At 44.9% G+C, this 18,059-nt stretch carries 16 protein-coding genes; 5 read left to right on the forward strand and 11 right to left on the reverse strand.

Annotation, left to right across the window (positions count from 1 at the left end):
- Positions 1-219: 219 nt before the first annotated feature.
- Positions 220-2,307, reverse strand: a complete 2,088-nt coding sequence (locus ACTHRG_RS05930; RefSeq protein WP_076257667.1) for a catalase — start codon at positions 2,305-2,307, stop codon at positions 220-222.
- 291 nt (positions 2,308-2,598) lie between these two features.
- On the opposite strand from ACTHRG_RS05930, the gene ACTHRG_RS05935 reads away from it, so the two are divergent.
- The 3 genes from ACTHRG_RS05935 to ACTHRG_RS05945 all read left to right on the forward strand — a co-directional run bounded on the left by ACTHRG_RS05935 (position 2,599) and on the right by ACTHRG_RS05945 (position 5,582).
- Positions 2,599-3,858, forward strand: coding sequence for an ATP-binding protein (locus ACTHRG_RS05935; RefSeq protein WP_076257668.1), 1,260 nt, complete (start codon positions 2,599-2,601; stop codon positions 3,856-3,858).
- A gap of 105 nt (positions 3,859-3,963) precedes the next feature.
- On the forward strand, positions 3,964-4,533 hold the full coding sequence (locus tag ACTHRG_RS05940) for a sigma-70 family RNA polymerase sigma factor (RefSeq protein WP_076257669.1): 570 nt from the start codon (positions 3,964-3,966) through the stop codon (positions 4,531-4,533).
- Entirely contained in the window at positions 4,530-5,582 is a 1,053-nt protein-coding gene (locus tag ACTHRG_RS05945) for a DUF4030 domain-containing protein (RefSeq protein ID WP_076257670.1), read from the forward strand. Before ACTHRG_RS05940 ends, ACTHRG_RS05945 begins: the two co-directional genes overlap by 4 nt.
- 98 nt (positions 5,583-5,680) lie before the next feature.
- Here ACTHRG_RS05945 and ACTHRG_RS05950 read toward each other — a convergent pair whose 3' ends face one another.
- From ACTHRG_RS05950 to ACTHRG_RS05970, 5 genes are all read right to left on the reverse strand, one after another.
- On the reverse strand, positions 5,681-6,274 hold the full coding sequence (locus tag ACTHRG_RS05950; RefSeq protein ID WP_076257671.1) for a histidine phosphatase family protein: 594 nt from the start codon (positions 6,272-6,274) through the stop codon (positions 5,681-5,683).
- 83 nt (positions 6,275-6,357) lie between these two features.
- On the reverse strand, positions 6,358-6,879 hold the full coding sequence (gene lepB / locus ACTHRG_RS05955) for a signal peptidase I (protein ID WP_076257672.1): 522 nt from the start codon (positions 6,877-6,879) through the stop codon (positions 6,358-6,360).
- Entirely contained in the window at positions 6,872-7,414 is a 543-nt protein-coding gene (locus ACTHRG_RS05960; protein WP_076257673.1) for a DinB family protein, read from the reverse strand. Before ACTHRG_RS05960 ends, lepB begins: the two co-directional genes overlap by 8 nt.
- A gap of 58 nt (positions 7,415-7,472) precedes the next feature.
- On the reverse strand, positions 7,473-8,297 hold the full coding sequence (locus ACTHRG_RS05965) for an MBL fold metallo-hydrolase (protein ID WP_076257674.1): 825 nt from the start codon (positions 8,295-8,297) through the stop codon (positions 7,473-7,475).
- 96 nt (positions 8,298-8,393) lie between these two features.
- The gene (locus ACTHRG_RS05970; RefSeq protein ID WP_076257675.1) at positions 8,394-8,792 is read right to left on the reverse strand and encodes a GNAT family N-acetyltransferase; all 399 of its coding nucleotides are present in this window, start codon (positions 8,790-8,792) and stop codon (positions 8,394-8,396) included.
- A 178-nt stretch (positions 8,793-8,970) separates the two neighbouring features.
- On the opposite strand from ACTHRG_RS05970, the gene ACTHRG_RS05975 reads away from it, so the two are divergent.
- On the forward strand, positions 8,971-10,653 hold the full coding sequence (locus ACTHRG_RS05975; RefSeq protein WP_076257676.1) for a hypothetical protein: 1,683 nt from the start codon (positions 8,971-8,973) through the stop codon (positions 10,651-10,653).
- Positions 10,654-10,694: 41 nt separating this feature from the next.
- On the opposite strand, the gene ACTHRG_RS05980 is transcribed toward ACTHRG_RS05975, so the two are convergent.
- The 5 genes from ACTHRG_RS05980 to ACTHRG_RS06000 form a co-directional block, all read right to left on the reverse strand.
- Complete coding sequence (locus ACTHRG_RS05980) at positions 10,695-11,540, reverse strand: STAS domain-containing protein (protein WP_076257677.1); 846 nt, start codon at positions 11,538-11,540, stop codon at positions 10,695-10,697.
- Positions 11,541-11,622: 82 nt separating this feature from the next.
- The gene (locus ACTHRG_RS05985) at positions 11,623-12,933 is read right to left on the reverse strand and encodes an MFS transporter (protein WP_076257678.1); all 1,311 of its coding nucleotides are present in this window, start codon (positions 12,931-12,933) and stop codon (positions 11,623-11,625) included.
- A gap of 294 nt (positions 12,934-13,227) precedes the next feature.
- Positions 13,228-14,517 carry a C4-dicarboxylate transporter DctP gene (dctP, locus tag ACTHRG_RS05990; protein ID WP_076257679.1) on the reverse strand — a complete coding sequence of 430 codons (1,290 nt, stop codon included), beginning with the start codon at positions 14,515-14,517 and terminating at the stop codon, positions 13,228-13,230.
- A 122-nt stretch (positions 14,518-14,639) separates the two neighbouring features.
- Positions 14,640-15,326, reverse strand: a complete 687-nt coding sequence (locus tag ACTHRG_RS05995; protein WP_076257680.1) for a response regulator — start codon at positions 15,324-15,326, stop codon at positions 14,640-14,642.
- Entirely contained in the window at positions 15,316-16,908 is a 1,593-nt protein-coding gene (locus tag ACTHRG_RS06000; RefSeq protein ID WP_440230865.1) for an ATP-binding protein, read from the reverse strand. Before ACTHRG_RS06000 ends, ACTHRG_RS05995 begins: the two co-directional genes overlap by 11 nt.
- Before the next feature lie 90 nt (positions 16,909-16,998).
- Here ACTHRG_RS06000 and ACTHRG_RS06005 point away from each other — a divergent pair, with 90 nt between their 5' ends.
- Complete coding sequence (locus tag ACTHRG_RS06005) at positions 16,999-18,045, forward strand: TRAP transporter substrate-binding protein (RefSeq protein ID WP_076257682.1); 1,047 nt, start codon at positions 16,999-17,001, stop codon at positions 18,043-18,045.
- The last annotated feature ends 14 nt before the right edge of the window (positions 18,046-18,059 follow it).

The following is an 18,059-nucleotide window of genomic DNA, read 5'->3' on the forward strand; positions in this document are numbered from 1 at the left end:
ATCCCCCACTGATTGTTAGTTGAGGCCCACAGGAAGTGGGTCACAAAGACGTTGCCACAGGACGTGGCGTTCTTAGTCTTTGTTCTTCTTTTCGGGCCTTTACGGGCAGTTTGACACCACTTATCCCCTTTGATTCCTCTGAGTCTTGAAGTGGGGGTCTTACTGCCCGTTAGACTGCGATAAAAGCCAGCGCCCATTAACAGGCAGCTGGCTTCGACTTTATATGGCACGTCCCCAATGACGGTGCATGGCAATCGTATTGATTAAATTCTTACTGGAAGATGGGTCTCCGCTTCTAATTTCGACGATGCCCATATCAGAGAGCGTTTGTGATTGTCCCAGCATATTTAAGGCTTCTGCCGGCAGCAATTCGGCTCCTTCGCCGCCAAACGCAATGGTTTTGAAATGCTTATAGGATTCGCTGACAAATTCCTTGGCCTGCGGCACTTTTTTCAGCGCTTCTGCACTTTCCTTTCCTCCTGCTGCATAGATGGCGTCATACATAACCGAGTGAGAGGTCAGGAATGTCTTCGTGACTTCGAGCTCCCCGCCGTCACCTTTAATCATGCCCAGGTTTTTGCTGACAATCTCCGGCATGATCCCAGCCGCTTTCAAGGCTTCCATTACGCTGCTGACTTCGTTATAGTTGAAGCCATTATCAGCAAGAATGGCAACTTTTCGGGTCTTAGCTGATCTGGCTGTATTCATTTGGCTTAATGCAGGAGAAGAAAGCGTGACTTTGGATTCAGCAGCTTCATCCGGCACCTTCACACCGACGCCAAGGGCAATTTGCTCAGCCAGGTAAAGATCCACATTACTGAACATATCTACAACCTGCTGCTTTATATCCTTGTTCTGCACCTTGCCAACTTCAAAACGGAATGCTTCGATAATATGCTGCTTTTCCACTTCGGACATGCTGTTCCAGAACAATTTCGCCTGGCTGTAGTGGTCTTTGAAGCTGTCGCTCCGCTGGCGGACTTTGCGCCCTTCGACCTTTTCCTGATAATGAACATAGCCGCCCTCTTCTGCTGTGGCAGGGCTTGGATCATTATTCTGCATCGAGTTTTTATGATAAGCAACCGGCCCTTTATTGATCGTCATGCGATGATAGCCGTCATACTGGTTATTATGGAATGGACATACAGGACGGTTGATCGGGATTTCATGGAAGTTTGGACCGCCAAGGCGGATCAGCTGGGTGTCTGTATAGGAAAACAGACGGCCCTGCAGCAATGGATCATTCGAGAAATCAATGCCCGGCACCACATGCCCAGGGTGGAACGCGACTTGTTCTGTTTCAGCAAACACGTTATCCTGATTCCGGTTCAGGGTCATTTTTCCAATGATCTTAACCGGGACCATTTCCTCCGGCCACAGCTTCGTCGCATCCAGAATATCAAAATCGAAGGAGAATTCATCTTCTTCATCAATCATCTGGACACCCAGTTCAAATTCAGGGTAATCTCCCATTTCAATCGCTTCCCAAAGATCCCGGCGGTGGAAATCCGGATCCTTTCCGGCAAGCTTTTGGGCTTCGTCAAAAACAAGAGAATGCGTGCCCAGAACCGGCTTCCAGTGAAATTTTACAAATCGTGCCCTGCCCTGCTCATTCACAAACCGGAATGTGTGAACACCGAAGCCTTCCATCATGCGGTAGCTGCGCGGAATGGCACGATCTGACATTGTCCACATGATCATGTGGGCAGTTTCCGTATTGTTGGCTGCAAAATCCCAGAACGTATCATGGGCCGTTGAAGCCTGCGGCATTTCGTTATGCGGCTCCGGCTTGAATGAATGAACGAGATCCGGGAACTTGATGGCATCCTGGATGAAGAATACCGGGATATTATTGCCGACTAAATCGTAATTGCCTTCTTCCGTGTAAAACTTGGTGGCAAATCCGCGGGCATCACGTACAGAGTCTGCCGAGCCCCGGGAGCCGGCAACGGTTGAGAACCGGACAAAGACCGGGGTTTTGACAGATGGGTCCTGCAGAAACTTAGCCCTTGTGTATTCTGCCATGGATTCATACACCTGGAAATAGCCATGTGCGCCAAACCCGCGGGCATGAACAACCCGTTCAGGGATGCGTTCATGGTCAAAGTGCGTCATTTTTTCCCGGAAGTGAAAGTCCTCCATCAAGGTCGGTCCGCGGGTACCTGCTTTCAGTGAATGCTCATCCTCCGAAACCTTTACCCCCTGATTCGTCGTCAGTTTCTTGCCTGCGTTATCCATGCGGAATTCCTCAAGCTGCCTGTCCTTGCTGTGTTCATTTACACCTTTGTTTTGCGGATCCTGTTTCAAATGTTCATTCCTCCTTATATTTAAGAAGCAAATGCTTCTGGATTACGTATGTATCTACAATTGAAGTACCCTACATTAAAGGAGGTAAACAGCAAAATAAAAGAAAGCAGCGTAAAACTTCCGTTTAAATCACTTGAAATCTCATTTGTTTATTTACAGGAATTGGTTCTTTAGCTTATCAAATTTTTGTTTTTTGTGACAATGTTATATAAAAAAAGCAATTGAGTATTGTCAATAATAGTAAAACAATATAGAATTTTCTTATAACCTCACGAAGAGGCAGGTGAAACGATGGAAATTACCAAGCATCTTTTCTTTAATCTATCGCTTTTGATCGTTATCTTGTTTGTTGTGCTTGTATGGGCGGAAAAAAGTTCTAAATTCCGGTTTTCCAAAGGCTGCTCTTTTGTATGGCTTTTGTTTATGATCTGGATATGCTTTCAGTTTTCCTATCAGACAAGCCCCCATTATTTTTTTGATTTACGATTGATACCTGTCATCATCGGCGGTTTATATGCGGGGATTGGCCTTGCATTAGCCGGAACTGTGATTTTGATGAGAAGTTTTTATGGAATAGAGCCTGGATTTTATTCTAATATTCTTTTATATTTGCCCCTGGGAATTATTCTTTGGAAGCTCTATCCCTGGTTTTGGAAGCAGGTGCCCCGAAAAAGGATTCGCTTTTCGGTTATTATTACTCTGATTTTAAGTGTACTGACGGTCATAGTAATGGAAATAAGCGCGCCGCCACAAAACCGGTTCGATGCCTGGTTTGCCTATTTGATGATTCCGCCATTGGGTGTTTTTATGATTACATATGTATTTGAATTTGCTAAAAGGAATCTGGATATGCGTGAGAATCTCGTCCGGACCGAAAAACTTGAAGCTGTCGAGCAAATGGGTGCAGCCATCTCACATGAAATCCGCAATCCCCTGACAGCCGCTATCGGGTTTGTTCAGCTTTTGCAGGAGCAGCGGCTGCCACCGCGAAAAAGGGTGGAATATTTGAACATTGTGAAGGCTGAACTTGAATCAGCGGAGCAGGTCATCCAGAATTATTTAACCTTTTCCAAGCCATCCTTGGATAAGATCGAGGAGATCAATGTAAAAAAAGAGCTCATGCAGGTATTGAATATATTAAAGCCGACAGCCAACCAGAATTCCGTCGAAATCAATGCCCACTTTTCCCTCCTCGGATCTATTAAGGGAGATCGGCAAAAATTCCACCAATGCTTCTTGAATGTAATTAAAAATTCAATTGAGGCTATGCCGCGCGGCGGGCAGTTATACATAGAAACGCACTACAGCAGCAGCCAAATCATCATCGAAATAAAAGACACCGGCGTGGGCATGACTTCCGAACAGATTCAGCGCCTGGGAGAACCCTATTATTCTACTAAAGGCTCCAAAGGAACCGGGCTTGGAATGATGGTCGTATTCAGTATTGTAAGGGCCATGGATGGCAATGTCCGGGTCAAAAGCGAAGTCGATAAAGGAACTGTTTTCAGCTTTACTTTTCCGATTTTCAAGTCGGAAATACATAAGGATTAACAAAAAACAGCAGGGTCAACACTGCTGTTTTTCTTTTTTCCAATTTTTATGGAACCTCCAGGCAGTACCCCTCGTCTAAATGTTACCAACGAAAGGAGCATAAACATGCTGGTAAAAATAACAGACAATCAAGGGCCGCCCCTTCAATCCGATACAGAGTCCAAAGAAGAGAAGCTTATTTGGCTAATGGATATATATGGGGACATGGTTATCAGGGTTGCCTTCTCCTATTTAAAACAAAAGCAGCTGGCTGAAGACGTATCTCAGGAAGTTTTTATTAGCTGCTATCAGAACCTTGAAGGTTTTCAGAAGAAAGCTGCCTATAAAACCTGGCTTTACAGGATCACTGTCAACAAATGCAAGGATGTTTTAAAAAGCTGGTCTTATAAAAATTTGTTTTATAAAGAATGGATTGGATCCCTGCTGGCAGATCGAATGGATTCTGTTGAGACTGAGCTGCTTCACATAGAAAATAAGGAGTATCTGTATAGCAGAGTTCTTGGGCTCCCATTGAAAATGCGTGAAGTCATTATCCTTCACTATTATGAAGAACTAACGCTGACCGAAATTTCCGACCTCCTGAGCTTAAATATGAATACAGTCAAATCGCGGCTTCACCGGGCAAGAAATTCCTTAAAAGACGTTCTTTCAGAGAAGGGAGATGAACAGACATGACCAATCATTTTAAATACCCAGATAATCAAATTCGATTCGCGGATAAACAGAAAGAAATGGTATTAAAAGCTGTAAGACCTAACTCATATTCTTTTCAAAAGAAAGAAAGAATAAGCCGGAAAAAGAAATGGGCTTATGCAGGCACAGCTGCAGCAGCTTTGTTCATACTTTTTATCGGAACTGCTTATTTTTCTCCCGGAATGGCAAAGGTAGCCGCCAAGATTCCTTACTTCAGCGTATTTATAAAACAGGAAGAATACAAATATGCTTTATATGATGTCGTTAGTGATACTGCTAATAAGCATCGCTATGACTTGAGAAGAATGGATGCCTCCATCCCTGATAAAGAGTTAACCGTCTGGCTTGGAGGAACAAAGGCGGAAGTAAACGGCATTAAAGAAGAAGTAAAAAAAACCTTCAGTCACTCATTAAAAGTTCATAACTTTGGTGCGTATGATATCAGAATAAAAAGGGACAAACGTGATAACACGATACCAGAAGAAACCCCTGAAATGAAAAAGCAGCAAGCTGACAGCCTGGAGCTGGAACAAAAGATCATTAAAGCGCTTGAAGAGAATCATTACACGATGGCCTTCCCAGTTCAGGCCAGGATTAATGAGATTGAGAAATATATTTTTGTAGCTATCCCGAAGACCGAAAAAAGGACTGACGAGCTTAATAGTTTATTGAATTCGATTTCAAGTGAATATGGAAAAGGGTTCAAATATGACATTAGACAGATTGATATGGAAGCCAGAGAACAGGAACAGCGATGGGATGAATCCGGAGTCATTCACGTCATCGCAAGCGGCTTGATGGAAAACAAAGAATTCAAGGTAAAAGGGTTTTCATACTCTTTCCATCCTCTCCCGCTGCAAATAAAGGTGAAAACAACCGTGAAAGCAGATGACCCGGATGCAAAGGTGCTGGCAGAACGCATTGAAGAGGAAATCGAGAGCTTCTTACAAACACATGAAAAAGCAGAAGATATTCGAAATGACCCATATGAGCTGACGATCTTAAGTAAAGATAAAAAGAAAATAAATTAAAATATGTACAGGTAAGTTTTGCCTCCCGTTTCGGGGAGGCTTTTATTTTCCCGCCTTCGATTCCGCCTGTCCGGCCTCTATGGCTTATGCAATTTCATTTATGATTCTATCTGCTCCGCCTCCAAATGCTTCGTGCAGTTATACAGCTCACAGTTCCACTTGCTTTCTTTTATTAACAGTTCCGTGATGGAGGTGTTCTTCGGCGGAGTGGAAAGGTCTGTCTGCGGAACCAGTTCTCTTAACAGATGACGAATAAAGGCGCCATGGCTTACGATCAGCACGTTTTCATCCGGATGCTTTTCTGTAATCTCCTGAAGGAAGCCAAGCCCTCTATTCATAACACTTTCTTTCGGCTCGAAACCAAGGTCCATTTCACGCCAATTCGTGCCCCATTTTTCAAGTCGTTCGGCTTCAGTTGTGCCTTCAATCATTCCGCCGCCGACTTCTCTAATCCTCGGATCGAGGTGAAGGGGAATGGAGCGGATTTTTTCCTGGATCGCTTCTGCCGTCTGCTTTGCCCTTAAGAGATTACTGGAGTAGATCACATCCCATTTTTCGCCGCTAACTCGTTCGGCCAGACGTTCTGCCTCAGCCATACCTTCTTCATGAAGGGGAATATCCGAGCTTCCCTGTGCCCGTCCCTCCTTATTCCAGGCTGTGATTCCGTGCCGGATTAATCCGATTCTTGTCATATGTAAAAAACATCCTTTCTTTTGAATAGATTTTTAAGAGTTGCCTTATCTAAGTAAAAGAGCGTTCTTTGCCGCTCCTGCAGCTACTCTACTTTTCTCATGCTTGTAAAAGGATACCAGACAAATTCACTGACGCCGATGATGCGCTCTTTCCCAATAAAGCCGAGCCCATTTCGGCTGTCCAGGCTGACAAGGCGGTTGTCCCCCATGACGTAATAGTGATCACTCGGAACCGTGAGAGGACCAAAGTCACCGGTCAATTTGCTGACAATTCCTTCTGCTGCTTCACGATTTTCATCAAGGTAGTCTTCATCCCATTGCTGGCCGTTAATATACAGCTGATCATTTTTCATTTCCAGTTCATCGCCGGGGAAACCTATTAATCTCTTTACATAGTTCTTTTCATCACCCCTGATGATGACAATATCGCCTCTGTTCAGTTCTTCAAATTTATTAACAAAGATTTTTTCCTCGTCATGAAGGGTCGGATCCATGGAGGCACCTTCCACATAGTACGGTGAAAAAAGAAAGACTCTGATGACCAGTGCGATTCCAAAGGCAATCAGAAGGGACTTGAGCCAGCTCGCTATTTCATGCTTATTCATGTGCTCCACCAAAGCTTTCGGCACCCATATACCGGTCTTTGATTAAGGTGCGGTGGTGAAGTTCATGTCCGGCAATAATATAGGCAATGGCCCGGGCAGTTACCCCGGTGCCGTTCGCATTTCCACGCCTTAGCAATGCCTCATCATCCAGGCTTTTCAGTAAAGAAATCGTATTTTGGCGAACCTGGGACAGCTGTGCTGAAAGCTCCTCAATGCTGAAGCGGTTAAATTTGCCATTCTTTACGTACTGGTTATCATCATATCCCGGCAGCTCAGCCATCTCCCCTCTGCCAATGCAAAGCAGGCGGTAGCTCATGATGCGTTCAGTATCTGTAATATGGCCGATCACTTCCTTAACCGTCCATTTTTCCGGAGCATAGCGGAAATTCGCCTGGTCTTCATTCAGATCTTTTACCAGATTGATTGTCTCCTTCATTTGTCCATCGAGGATCTGCAGAAGGTCCCCTTCCGGTACAGAGCTGACATATTTCTCATAATACGGTGCATACTCATCCAATACAGGTTTCTTTAACATCTTGTTCCCTCCCATTCTATTACCTTATTTTACTAAATTTCCACCCATAGAGCCAACTTCAGGTCTGAAAAAGCTCGCCCCTGATTGCTTTAACATACCGTTCGGCTGACCGCTGCACTGCAAGGTCTGCCTCCTTTTCTACCACTCTGTGAAACGCATTGTAAATCCGGTCAAATGACAGCGGTTTGATTTTGCCGGCCATCCGTTCAACCGTTTCAGCGGGAAGCGGAATGAGGTTCGGATAGCTGTACATGAAGCTGACCCAATCCCTGTCCGCAACGACCTGAATGATGTCGCCGGTAAGCATGACGCCTTTGCTCCCATTCCCCTTTTCCCAATGAAGGACAGCACCGCCTTTAAAATGGCCGCCGAGGCGGTGGATCACCAGGCCATCATGAATCTTAAAACTTTCTCCGCTCCAGAAAATGATGTGGTCACTTTCCCTAATTACCCACTCCCTGTCATCTTCATGGATATAGATCGGCGCATTGAATGCTTCTGCCCATTCAACTTGTGCTGAATAATAATGAGGATGGGACAGTGCGATCGCGCTAATTCCGCCCAGTTCTTTTATGGCTTCAATCGTGCACTCATCAAGGTAGGTGATGCAATCCCACATCAGATTATAACCGTTATGCTGAATAAGATAGGCCGTCTGGCCGATGGCAAACTCCGGAGCTGTTTTCAAACTGTAAAGATTGGATTCCTCCCGCTTTATTTCATTCGTATAATTTTCGCTTTCTTTCATTTCATGTAAAGTAGTCCACTCCTGTCCGCCGTGTCCAATATATTGGCGCTCTTCCATGCAGATTGGGCAGCTTTCAGGATGATCGTCGCATGGTGGAAATTGCGTTCCGCACGTTTTGCATATATATTTTTCCATAGATAATGCCTCCGTTTCTCATACTGGTTATATTCACCATTTTACTATCGGAAACGTTCTGTTAAATCGCCGTTTCGGCTGAAAGCGGCTACTGCTTTAGACTGAGACTTTATACTTTAAGCCTAATGTAAAAACCTCAAAGCCCAGCTTCTCGTAATAACCCGCCTTTTCTTCCTCTGCCAGCAGCTGTAAATGCAGCCGGTCCTTCGAGCACTCTGCTGCAAGCTTTCGTACCATTTCCTTGCCGATGCCCCGGCTGCGATAATCTGGATCAACGATTAAACCGCAAAGGTAAGCATTAATCACTCCGTCTGAAATAATGCGTCCTGTCCCGACCAGGCACTCTCCATCATAGGCACTGACCACGATCCAGCTCTGCTCCATCGCTCTATAAAGCGTTTCTTTCGGCAACTTCAAAAATTCATTCCAGCCGTCATTTTCATATAACTGAAATAACTGATTATAGTCGGGCATGGCCAATTCATATCTGATCATAAAAATCTCCTTAACAATGGGAATGCTAATCCTATTCGGGTTCAGTGCAGAAAATTCCTTCCTTTTAAGGATTATGCTGTCCTGATGCACAAGAACACTTAAGGATCAGCTTTTTGAAACTTTTTTGAATTTCACCCGTAAAGGATTGTAACGACCTTATTGTTAGGAGAGATTCATAATGGGAAATATATTTATTTTTTCACTCATCGCCGGACTGGCGATTTCGATCCTGCTGATTCCGTTCAGCTATAAACCGAAGGCGAAGGAAAAGGAAGGAAGGAAACTGGGAACCGGAATCATGGCCGCCACCGCAGCTGTATCTGTGCTGCTTGTTTTTGCCGTGTATTACCTCACCAATCTGGACCGGAACTTGACTAGTTTGTGGCTGTTTGCGGTTTTCGCTTCTGTAATGGGGGCTGTTTTCGCGACTGGCCGGGAGCGTATGATCAAAACAGGTGTGTTTGTCCTTAGTTTAGCTGCAGGAGCTTTCTTTCTGACAGCTTTCCTGTTTAATGCAGATGATAAATATGAAAGTGCCAAAATGAAGGAAAAAACGGAGATTGAAACATTTGATGAAAAAGAAACACCGGCGAGCGTGCCGCCTAAGTTTGCACGCAATAAGATGAAGAAGGCTTTCGGGCAGGTCCCGAACACGAGTTATTATGAACTTGGCAGTCTGCAGATCCAGAAAGTCAATGGAGAGTATGTGTATATTGCGCCTGTAGAGTTTTCGGGCTTTTTTAAATGGTGGAATGGGAATAAGACACCAGGCTATTTTACAATTAGCGCGACTGATTCCTCAGCTAATCCAAAGTTTGTGAAAAGCGATATGGTGTACACGCCATCCTCTTATTTTAATAAAAATTTAGAGCGCCATATCCGGATGCAGTATCCGCAGGCCATTTTTTACGGAGATATGCAGCTGGAAGTGAATGACGATGGAAAGCCGTTTTATATCCTTTCATATGGAGAGTTTATTTCGGCGAGGAATGGCTTTGAGGTTCAAGGGGTGGTCATGGTTGACCCGCTGAACGGACAGACGAAGTCTTATAAACTTGCGGATGTGCCGGCCTTTATTGATGGAGCAGTTTCTCCTGAGACGGTCAGTCTGCAGAACAGCTATTTCGGGAATTATGTCCATGGCTTCTGGAACAGCAAATTCGGAAAGTCAGATGTAAGGCTTCCATCTGATGAAGGAACAGAAGCCAATGTGAGCCCTATTTTTGATGAAAATGGCGACATGTACTACTTCACTGATTTTACGAGTCCAAAAGAAGGCGTTGATTCAATGCTTGGCTATTCTCTGACAAATTCAAGGACAGGCGAAGCGACCTTCTTTACAGGCAATCTTGAAGAATCTTATATGGATTCGCAGGGTGCCCTCCAGATTATCGAGAAAAAATTCATCGAGAAGAAATGGAGCGGGGAAATGCCTGTTCTGTATAACTTCTACGGGGAAGCAAGCTGGCTGACGCCTGTGCTTGATGCCAACGGATTCCTGCAGAACTACTTCATTGTATCAGCTGCCAATCCGGAAATTTCCGCTTATGGAACGACGCCAAATGAAGCATTGCGTTTGTATAAAACTGCATTGCAGCGGGGCGGAGGCACAGTAGACGGAAGCTCGAAGGCAGAGGAAAAACAGATAAGCGGCACTGTGGTGCGGGTGTACAAGGAGAAGTCCGGTGATTTTACGGTCGTATCATTCCTTCTGGACAACCGGCAGAGCTATGTGGTTTCATCCGAAACCGTGCCGATGGCCATTTATCTGCAGGAAGGCGATCAGGTCAGCGTTAACTATCTGGATACAGGTGAGGCATTCCTGCCTGTGAAGGAAATGAGCATTAAAGGATTGGAATAGATGCAAAAACACGATGAAGACAGTCTTCATCGTGTTTTTTATTAACCTGCTATGATGTTCGCTGATTTAATGGCACTCGATAGCGTGGATTTGATGCTGACATGATCAAAAGACAGCCCCAGCTGTACTGCGGTCTGGGCAATTTCCGGTCTTAAACCGGAGATTGTGGTCTTTACGCCGATCAGGCTTAGCGCTTCGATCAGCTGGAATAGCTGATGAGCTACCATTGTATCGATCATGACTACTCCTGAAAGGTCAAGGAACAGCTGGTTGACGCCTAATTTATTGCATTGCTGCAGTGTATTTTCAAGCATGATTTTTGCTCGTGCTGTATCAATATCCCCGACAAGCGGCAGAAGTGCAATATCTTCTGTCAATGAAATGACCGGGGAGCTGAGCTCAAGAATTAAAGCCTGCTGAGCCTGCAGCCTCTTCTGGGAATGGTTATTATACTCTTCTGTGAACCAGGTAACTACTTCCCCAATGGTTCTGATGATCATCCTGCGCCATAAGGCGATTTGTTTGTCATCATATTGGCCCTGATTGGTTTCAAGGAACTGCTCAAGCAGGTTTAAATACTGTTCCTGAGTGTTAAAGAACTCCTTGAGGATCATCTCAAGAGGGGTGCGGAGATGTTCATCATCCTGCGCCACTTTGACAATCCAGACTTCCAAATCATTAAAGAACGCTTCTTCTTCTTTATGGAAGACTTCGGAGAACTGCTTGTGGAATTCATAATTTTGCTTTTTAACTTTTTCAATTACAGAGGGGTCTTCCGAGGTATAAATCCCTCCGCTTTCTTCTTTGTTCACTTTTTTATACCATTCTTCTGTTAAGTCCCATGTTTTCTCAAAGAAAAATTGATATAGATCATGATTACGATGCATGCCCGTCTCCCCTAACCGAACTGTTATTACAATATTTTTATTTTAACCGAAGAGAAATAAAGTGTCACTTTTAAGCTCCTACCTATGTGTCGGCCAATTCCCTGCTGTTTGCATACTGATAGTCTGCCCCCTGGCTTGGAAGCATTATGCTGAAGACTGATGCGAATACCAGAAGAATGATGGATGCAATGAAAGAGCTGTCATAGCTGCCTGTCAGATCAAATAATACACCAGGGACGAATGAACCAAGAGCTGAACCCAGCTGATGGCTCAAATAAATCCAGCCGATTACGGCTCCTGCGGACAGATGTTTGAAATATTCTGCAGCCAGTTTCATGGTTGGTGCGACGGTGGCAAAATTGACAATCCCAAAGCTGATAGCAAACAGAATGAGCAGATGGGACTGAGTGACAAAAAAGCCAAACAAGGAAGCATCATTTACGATGACGAGCAGAAGAACAATGGTTAATGCCCGCACTCCATAGAGAAAGGCAAGGATTTTTCTGCAATTCCACTTGTCTGCGAGGAACCCCGAAACGACAGTTCCAAGAATATTAAAGCCGGCCAGCAGGCTGACAGCAGCTCCCGTTACGCCAGGCGAAAATCCGCAATATTGGGCAAAGGGAATCAGATGAGTATCCATCAGGCCAGTAGTGGTGACTCCGCACACGAAAAACGGGAGCATGAGAAACAGGAATTCTTTCCGTTTTAAGAGCTGGAATATGGATATCGTTCCTTTTGGCGCTTCCTTTTTCCCCTGCTTCCCCTCCTCACTTACACTCACTTTTGCTCCATAAGCATCGATTTGCAGATCGGCCGGTTTCGAGCGGATAAAGAGCAAAAGCAGCGGGAAAATGATTACAATCAAAAAGGAGCCGAGCACAAATACGGTTGTCTTCCAGCCCAGCAGATTAATCAGGAATAAGGAAAGCGGGACGAGAATAAGCTGCCCTGCGGCTGTTCCTGCAGACATCAGTCCCATTGCCATACCCTTTTTATCGGCAAACCAGGTCGCCACTGCCATCGTTCCCGCTACATTGGATGCACCCCCAAAGCCAACGGAGGCAATCACGCCGTAGATGATCATCAGCTGGACGGGATTGGTGGTAAAAAAGGTCAGAAGCGTTGAAAATCCAATAATCAGGATACTGAAGGACAGAATATAACGGATGCCGTATTTATCAATCAGCCGGCCGACATACGGCTGTGAAATGGCAAAAACAATATAGCTGACGAAAGCAATGAAGGAAATAACACTGCGATTAGCGGAAAACTCATGCTCCCAAGGCGCCATAAACGCGCCGAACGACAATCGGACACCCTGCGCTGCGAGCAAAGCCAAAAACGTCAGCACTAAAATTATCCACGCATAATGAACCTTTAAGCGCTTCACGATGTAAACCCTTCTTTCCGGTGACAGGCACCTATACCAGTTGGGCCAACTGGTATAGGTGCCTGTCACTGTTTTTTAAAAATAATATACCATATAATTTTTAAAACTTTCTAAATTTTGTTTACCTTTCGTGTTTATTCAACAATTTACTTTTCAATCAAACATTTGATTGAAATGACATGAAAGCATTCTCATTTCTGATTTTTTCCCGGGAAATAGCTGCAGGAATTGTCGTCTGCACTGGGGGCTTTCGACAAAAAAGGCCATTCCCTTAGCGGAGAATGGCCTTTCCCTTTATACTGCCTGCTTTTGCTGTTCCTGCTTCATTAATTTCATATCACTGATGGCTTTCTTAGCTTTATTTTCATCAAACTCATTTTCGCTCTTTGCTACAACCATTGTTGCGATTCCGTTTCCGATCAGGTTCACGATCGCTCTTCCTTCACTCATGAAACGGTCTACGCCAAGAAGAAGCGCCAATCCTTCTAGAGGAATAACCTGAAGGGCTGCAAGTGTAGAGGCCAATACGATAAATCCGCTGCCTGTTACTCCAGCTGCACCTTTTGAAGTCAGCATCAGTACAAGCAGAATCGTAATCTGCTGGCCGATTGTCAGATCCACTCCGAACACTTGGGCTAAGAAGACAACCGCCATGGACAGATAGATGGATGTACCATCCAGGTTAAAGGAGTAACCTGTTGGAATGACAAGGCCCACAACCGATTTGGAGCAGCCGATGCGCTCCATTTTATCCATCATTCTCGGAAGCACTGATTCTGAAGAACTTGTACCTAATACGATCAAAATTTCATCTTTGATGAACTTCAGATAATTCCATAAGCTGAATCCGTACATTTTGCAGATGATATTCAAAACAACAAAGATAAATAAGAACATGGTCACATACACGGAAATCATCAGTTTACCAAGCGGTACAAGTGATGCCAGTCCGAAATGCCCAATTGTATAGGCCATGGCGCCAAATGCTCCAAGCGGGGCTGCCTTCATGACATAGCCGATGATTTTAAAGAAGACTAAGGACAGCTTATCCAAAAATTCAATGACGATTTTGCCCTTTTCACCAAGAGCCGCCAAGCCGACACCAAATAGAACAGAAAAGAATAAGACCTGCAGGATATCTCCTTTTGCAAAGGCATCCACCATGTTGGAAGGAACAATATGTGTCACAAACTCAATCCAGTTGATGCCCTCTCCTCCATTGGATGTATACTGTGAAACATCTCCTTTTTCCAATTCATTAAAGTTCAGGCCTGCACCTGGTTTAATGACATTAACGACGATCAGGCCGATCATTAAAGCAAGTGTAGTAACAACCTCAAAATAGATGAACGCTTTGCCGCCTACCTTGCCGACTTTTTTCATATCGCCCATTTTCGCGATTCCAAGGACGATGGTCAGGAAAATAATTGGGGCGATGACCATTTTGACTGCGTTGATAAAGGTGTCGCCGACCGGCTTCATTTCTTTTCCGACTTCCGGCCAAATCAGCCCGACCATAACACCGATAAAAATAGCCGTTAACACCTGAAAGGTTAGATTCTTATAAATCCGCTGCTTCTTCACTCTAATCTCAGCTCCCTTTTTCTAACTATTCATTCTATTAGAAATGATAGCGTTTTCAGATAAAAGAGAGAAGTTTATGGTCATAACGGATGTTTTGTTCATTTTGGTCTCAAGCAATGCAGCTAAACGATGACATACCGATTCACAGGTCTGCCCACGCCTCCGTACTGCACATCCAGCCGGATCGCACCGTTTTTTTCAAGATAATCAAGATAGCGGCGGGCGGTGACTCTGGCAATGCCGATGCCGTGCGCGACTTCTTCGGCAGAGCGGGGTTCGGTCTGCTGTTTCATGAAAGCAGTAATTTCATTTAAGGTGAATTCATTCAGCCCTTTCGGCAGAACATTTACTTCTTTTTTCGCTTGCCTGGCATAAATCAGGGCATCAAGCTGTTCTTGTGACAGAGTGCCTGCTTCCTTCAGGCTCTCTCTGTAATGGCGGTATTTTTCGAGGGCCTGCTGGATCCTGTTCAGCTTAAAGGGCTTGATAATATAATCCCTGGCGCCGTTTTGAAGCATCAGCTTAATGGTTTCCTTATCTTTTGCGGCAGAAACGACAATGACATCAGAATCAAGGTGCTGTTTTCTGAATTCCTGCAGAGTTTGAATACCATCTTTTTTCGGCATAAAAATATCTAAAATCACCAGATCAGGCTGCAGCTTTTTCGCCAGGGCAATGCCTTCCTCCCCATTCCCGGCCGCAGCAATGATTGTAAAGCCGGGCACACTTGCAATAAATTCTTTATTCACTTCCTGGACCATTGGGTCATCTTCAATCAGCAGCACACTGATTTCTTCTTTAACCGCCATATGATTCTCCCTCCGCTTCCATCGGAAAAACGATTGTAAACGAGGTTCCTTCACCCCTGTTTGATGAAACCTCGATCGCTCCTCCGCCTTTTTCTGCAATTTGTTTGACAAGGTAAAGCCCGTAGCCTGTCCCGCCAGATTTATTGGCGGTAAATCCTTTTTCATATATTTTCGGCATTATCGCCTCCTCTATCCCGCTGCCGTTATCTTCCACCAGTACCGCACAAATCTCATCCGTCTGTTCAATGCTGATGTCAATTTTTCTATCTTCACGTTCACTATGCTCAAAAGCCCCGAAAGCATTTTCAATCAGATTGCCCAGCAGCAAAACAAAGTCATGGTGATCCAGGTTGCTCGGAAACTCCTCCAGATTGCTGTTTGGGTCGATGACCACCGTGATGCCCAATTCCTTGCCGCGCCGTACTTTGCTTAATAAAAGCCCTGCAATGGCATCGTTCCTGATTTTATCGCTGAGGAAATTCGAAAGGTTTTCCTGCTCTTCAGACGCGTCGAAGGTCAGCTGTAACGCCTGGTCTGCTTTTCCAAGCTGAATCAATCCGGCTATGGTATGAAGCTTGTTCATGTGTTCATGGTTCTGGACCCTGAGCGCCTCAACAAAGCTTTTTACGCCTGTCAGCTCTTCGGCCAATTTCGTAACTTCCGTGCGGTCCTGGAAGATGGCCACAGCTCCGATTTTCTCATTGTCTTTCCGGATGGGAATTCTGGTGCTCAGGATGACCTTTCCGCTAACAATGATCTGTTCGTTATAGACAGCACGATTACTTTCTACAATCTCGGGAAGCCTTGTGTCTTTTAGCACGTCTCTGATTTTTTTGCCTGCGACTTTGCCTGACACACTAAAAATTTTCTTTGCCTTTTCATTGAAAATCGTAATGTTTTCCTGGTTATCGATCGCGATTACGCCTTCGTTGATCGAATGGAAAGTGGCTGTCCTTTCCTCCAGCATCCGTTTGATTTCATGGGGCTCCAGCTGGAACATCTGCTTTTTAATATGATTGGCGAGCATTAAAGAGCCGATCAGTCCAAATATGAGCGTCAAAAGCACAATGATGCTGATCTCGTCTGCCAGATCTGTGATAATCTCCGTAATCGAAGGTATCTTATTGCCGACAACAACCACACCGATTTGATTGAGGCTTTCATCTTTAATCGGGATGAATGCGCGGATAAATTTGCCGACGTCTCCCTCAGCCTTGGAAAAATAAATATGCTCGGCAAAAGCAGGTTTCTCATCCTCACCTGATGAAGGCCTGCCGATCAGCTCCCTGACCGGATGGGAATAGCGGATACGCTCCATATTCATGATTACGATATAATCTGTTTCATTAATAATCCGGATTTCCTCTGCAACTTTGTTAACCGTCTTCCAGCCCTGCGGCTGCAGGATTCCTTTTTTCACATCTGACAGCTCTGCCACCGTTCTGGCGGTATTCATCGAGCGTATCCTCAGTTCCTTTTCTTCCTGCTCCTGGATGTTTGCAATCACGACCATCCCGCCAATCAATAAAGAAAAAATAACGACAGCATAAGACAATATGGTAATCTTCCAGCGGATGGGCATCTGATTCACAAGGGGTCCCTCCCTTCTGTCTTTACGGATAGAATTCTTGTAAGTATGATAACATTAATAGTTTTAAAAAGGAGGATTCAAATGAAAAGCTATGTTCTCCTTGCCGGCATGGTTTTGCTGCTGGCTGCCTTGTTTGGCTATCGAAGCTTTTTTCCGGGAGAAAAGCTTCCCTACGATGATGACCAGGAAGGGCTCAAGGATCAAATTGTCTTCAAGTTCAGCCATGTGGTGGCTGAAAATACGCCGAAGGGTCTTGCAGCCCAAAGGTTTGCAGAGCTTGTCGCCGAAAAATCGGATGGCCATATTAAAATAGAAGTGTTTCCAAACGGCAGCCTTTATTCTGATATTGAAGAAATTAATGCGCTTAAGGAAGGGCAGGTTCACTTTATTGCCCCTTCCACCTCTAAACTTGGGATGCTTTCCCCGAAATGGGCCGTGCTGGATTTGCCTTTTGCCTTCCCTTCGCGTGAAGCTGCACTTGATGGCCTGAATGGGGATATCGGCAAGCAGCTGCTTGATTCTCTTCAGGGGGACGGTATTAAAGGGCTCGCCCACTGGCCAAATGGATTTAAGCAGATCACCACGAATAAGGGTCCTATCCAAAAACCGGAGGATCTGAAAGGGCAATCCTTCCGTATCATGCAAAGTGATGTGATATCAGCCCAATTCAGCCGCCTGAAGGCAAAAGCTATTCAGGATTCCTTCAATTCCACATATAAGCTGCTGGAAGAAGGTGAAGTGGATGGCGAAGAAAACACAGTTTCCAATATCTACTCTAAGAAATTTTATAACCTGCAAAAGCATATGACAATCAGCAATCATGGCTATCTGGGATATGCGGTTATGATGAGCGGGAAGGTCTGGAATGAGCAGAGTGAGGAAACAAAGAAGATTCTGCTCGAGGCAATGGAAGAAACAACTGAATGGAACAGCCGGATGGCCTTTGACATGAACGAAGAACTGCTTGAAAAAATCAGGCAGAATTCCTCCATTCAGATTCATCAACTCACACCGGAAGAAAAGCAGGAATGGCAAGCTGTGCTGGATCCCATCTATGAAGACTTTTCACAGGATATCGGGAAGAATCTGGTGGAAGAGATGAAGGAACTGCGGGGTAAATATGAATAAAAAGGTGGCAGGCA

Source organism: Cytobacillus sp. SAFR-174, from assembly GCF_051964675.1.
In the GTDB taxonomy this organism is placed as follows: Bacteria; Bacillota; Bacilli; order Bacillales; family Cytobacillaceae; genus Cytobacillus.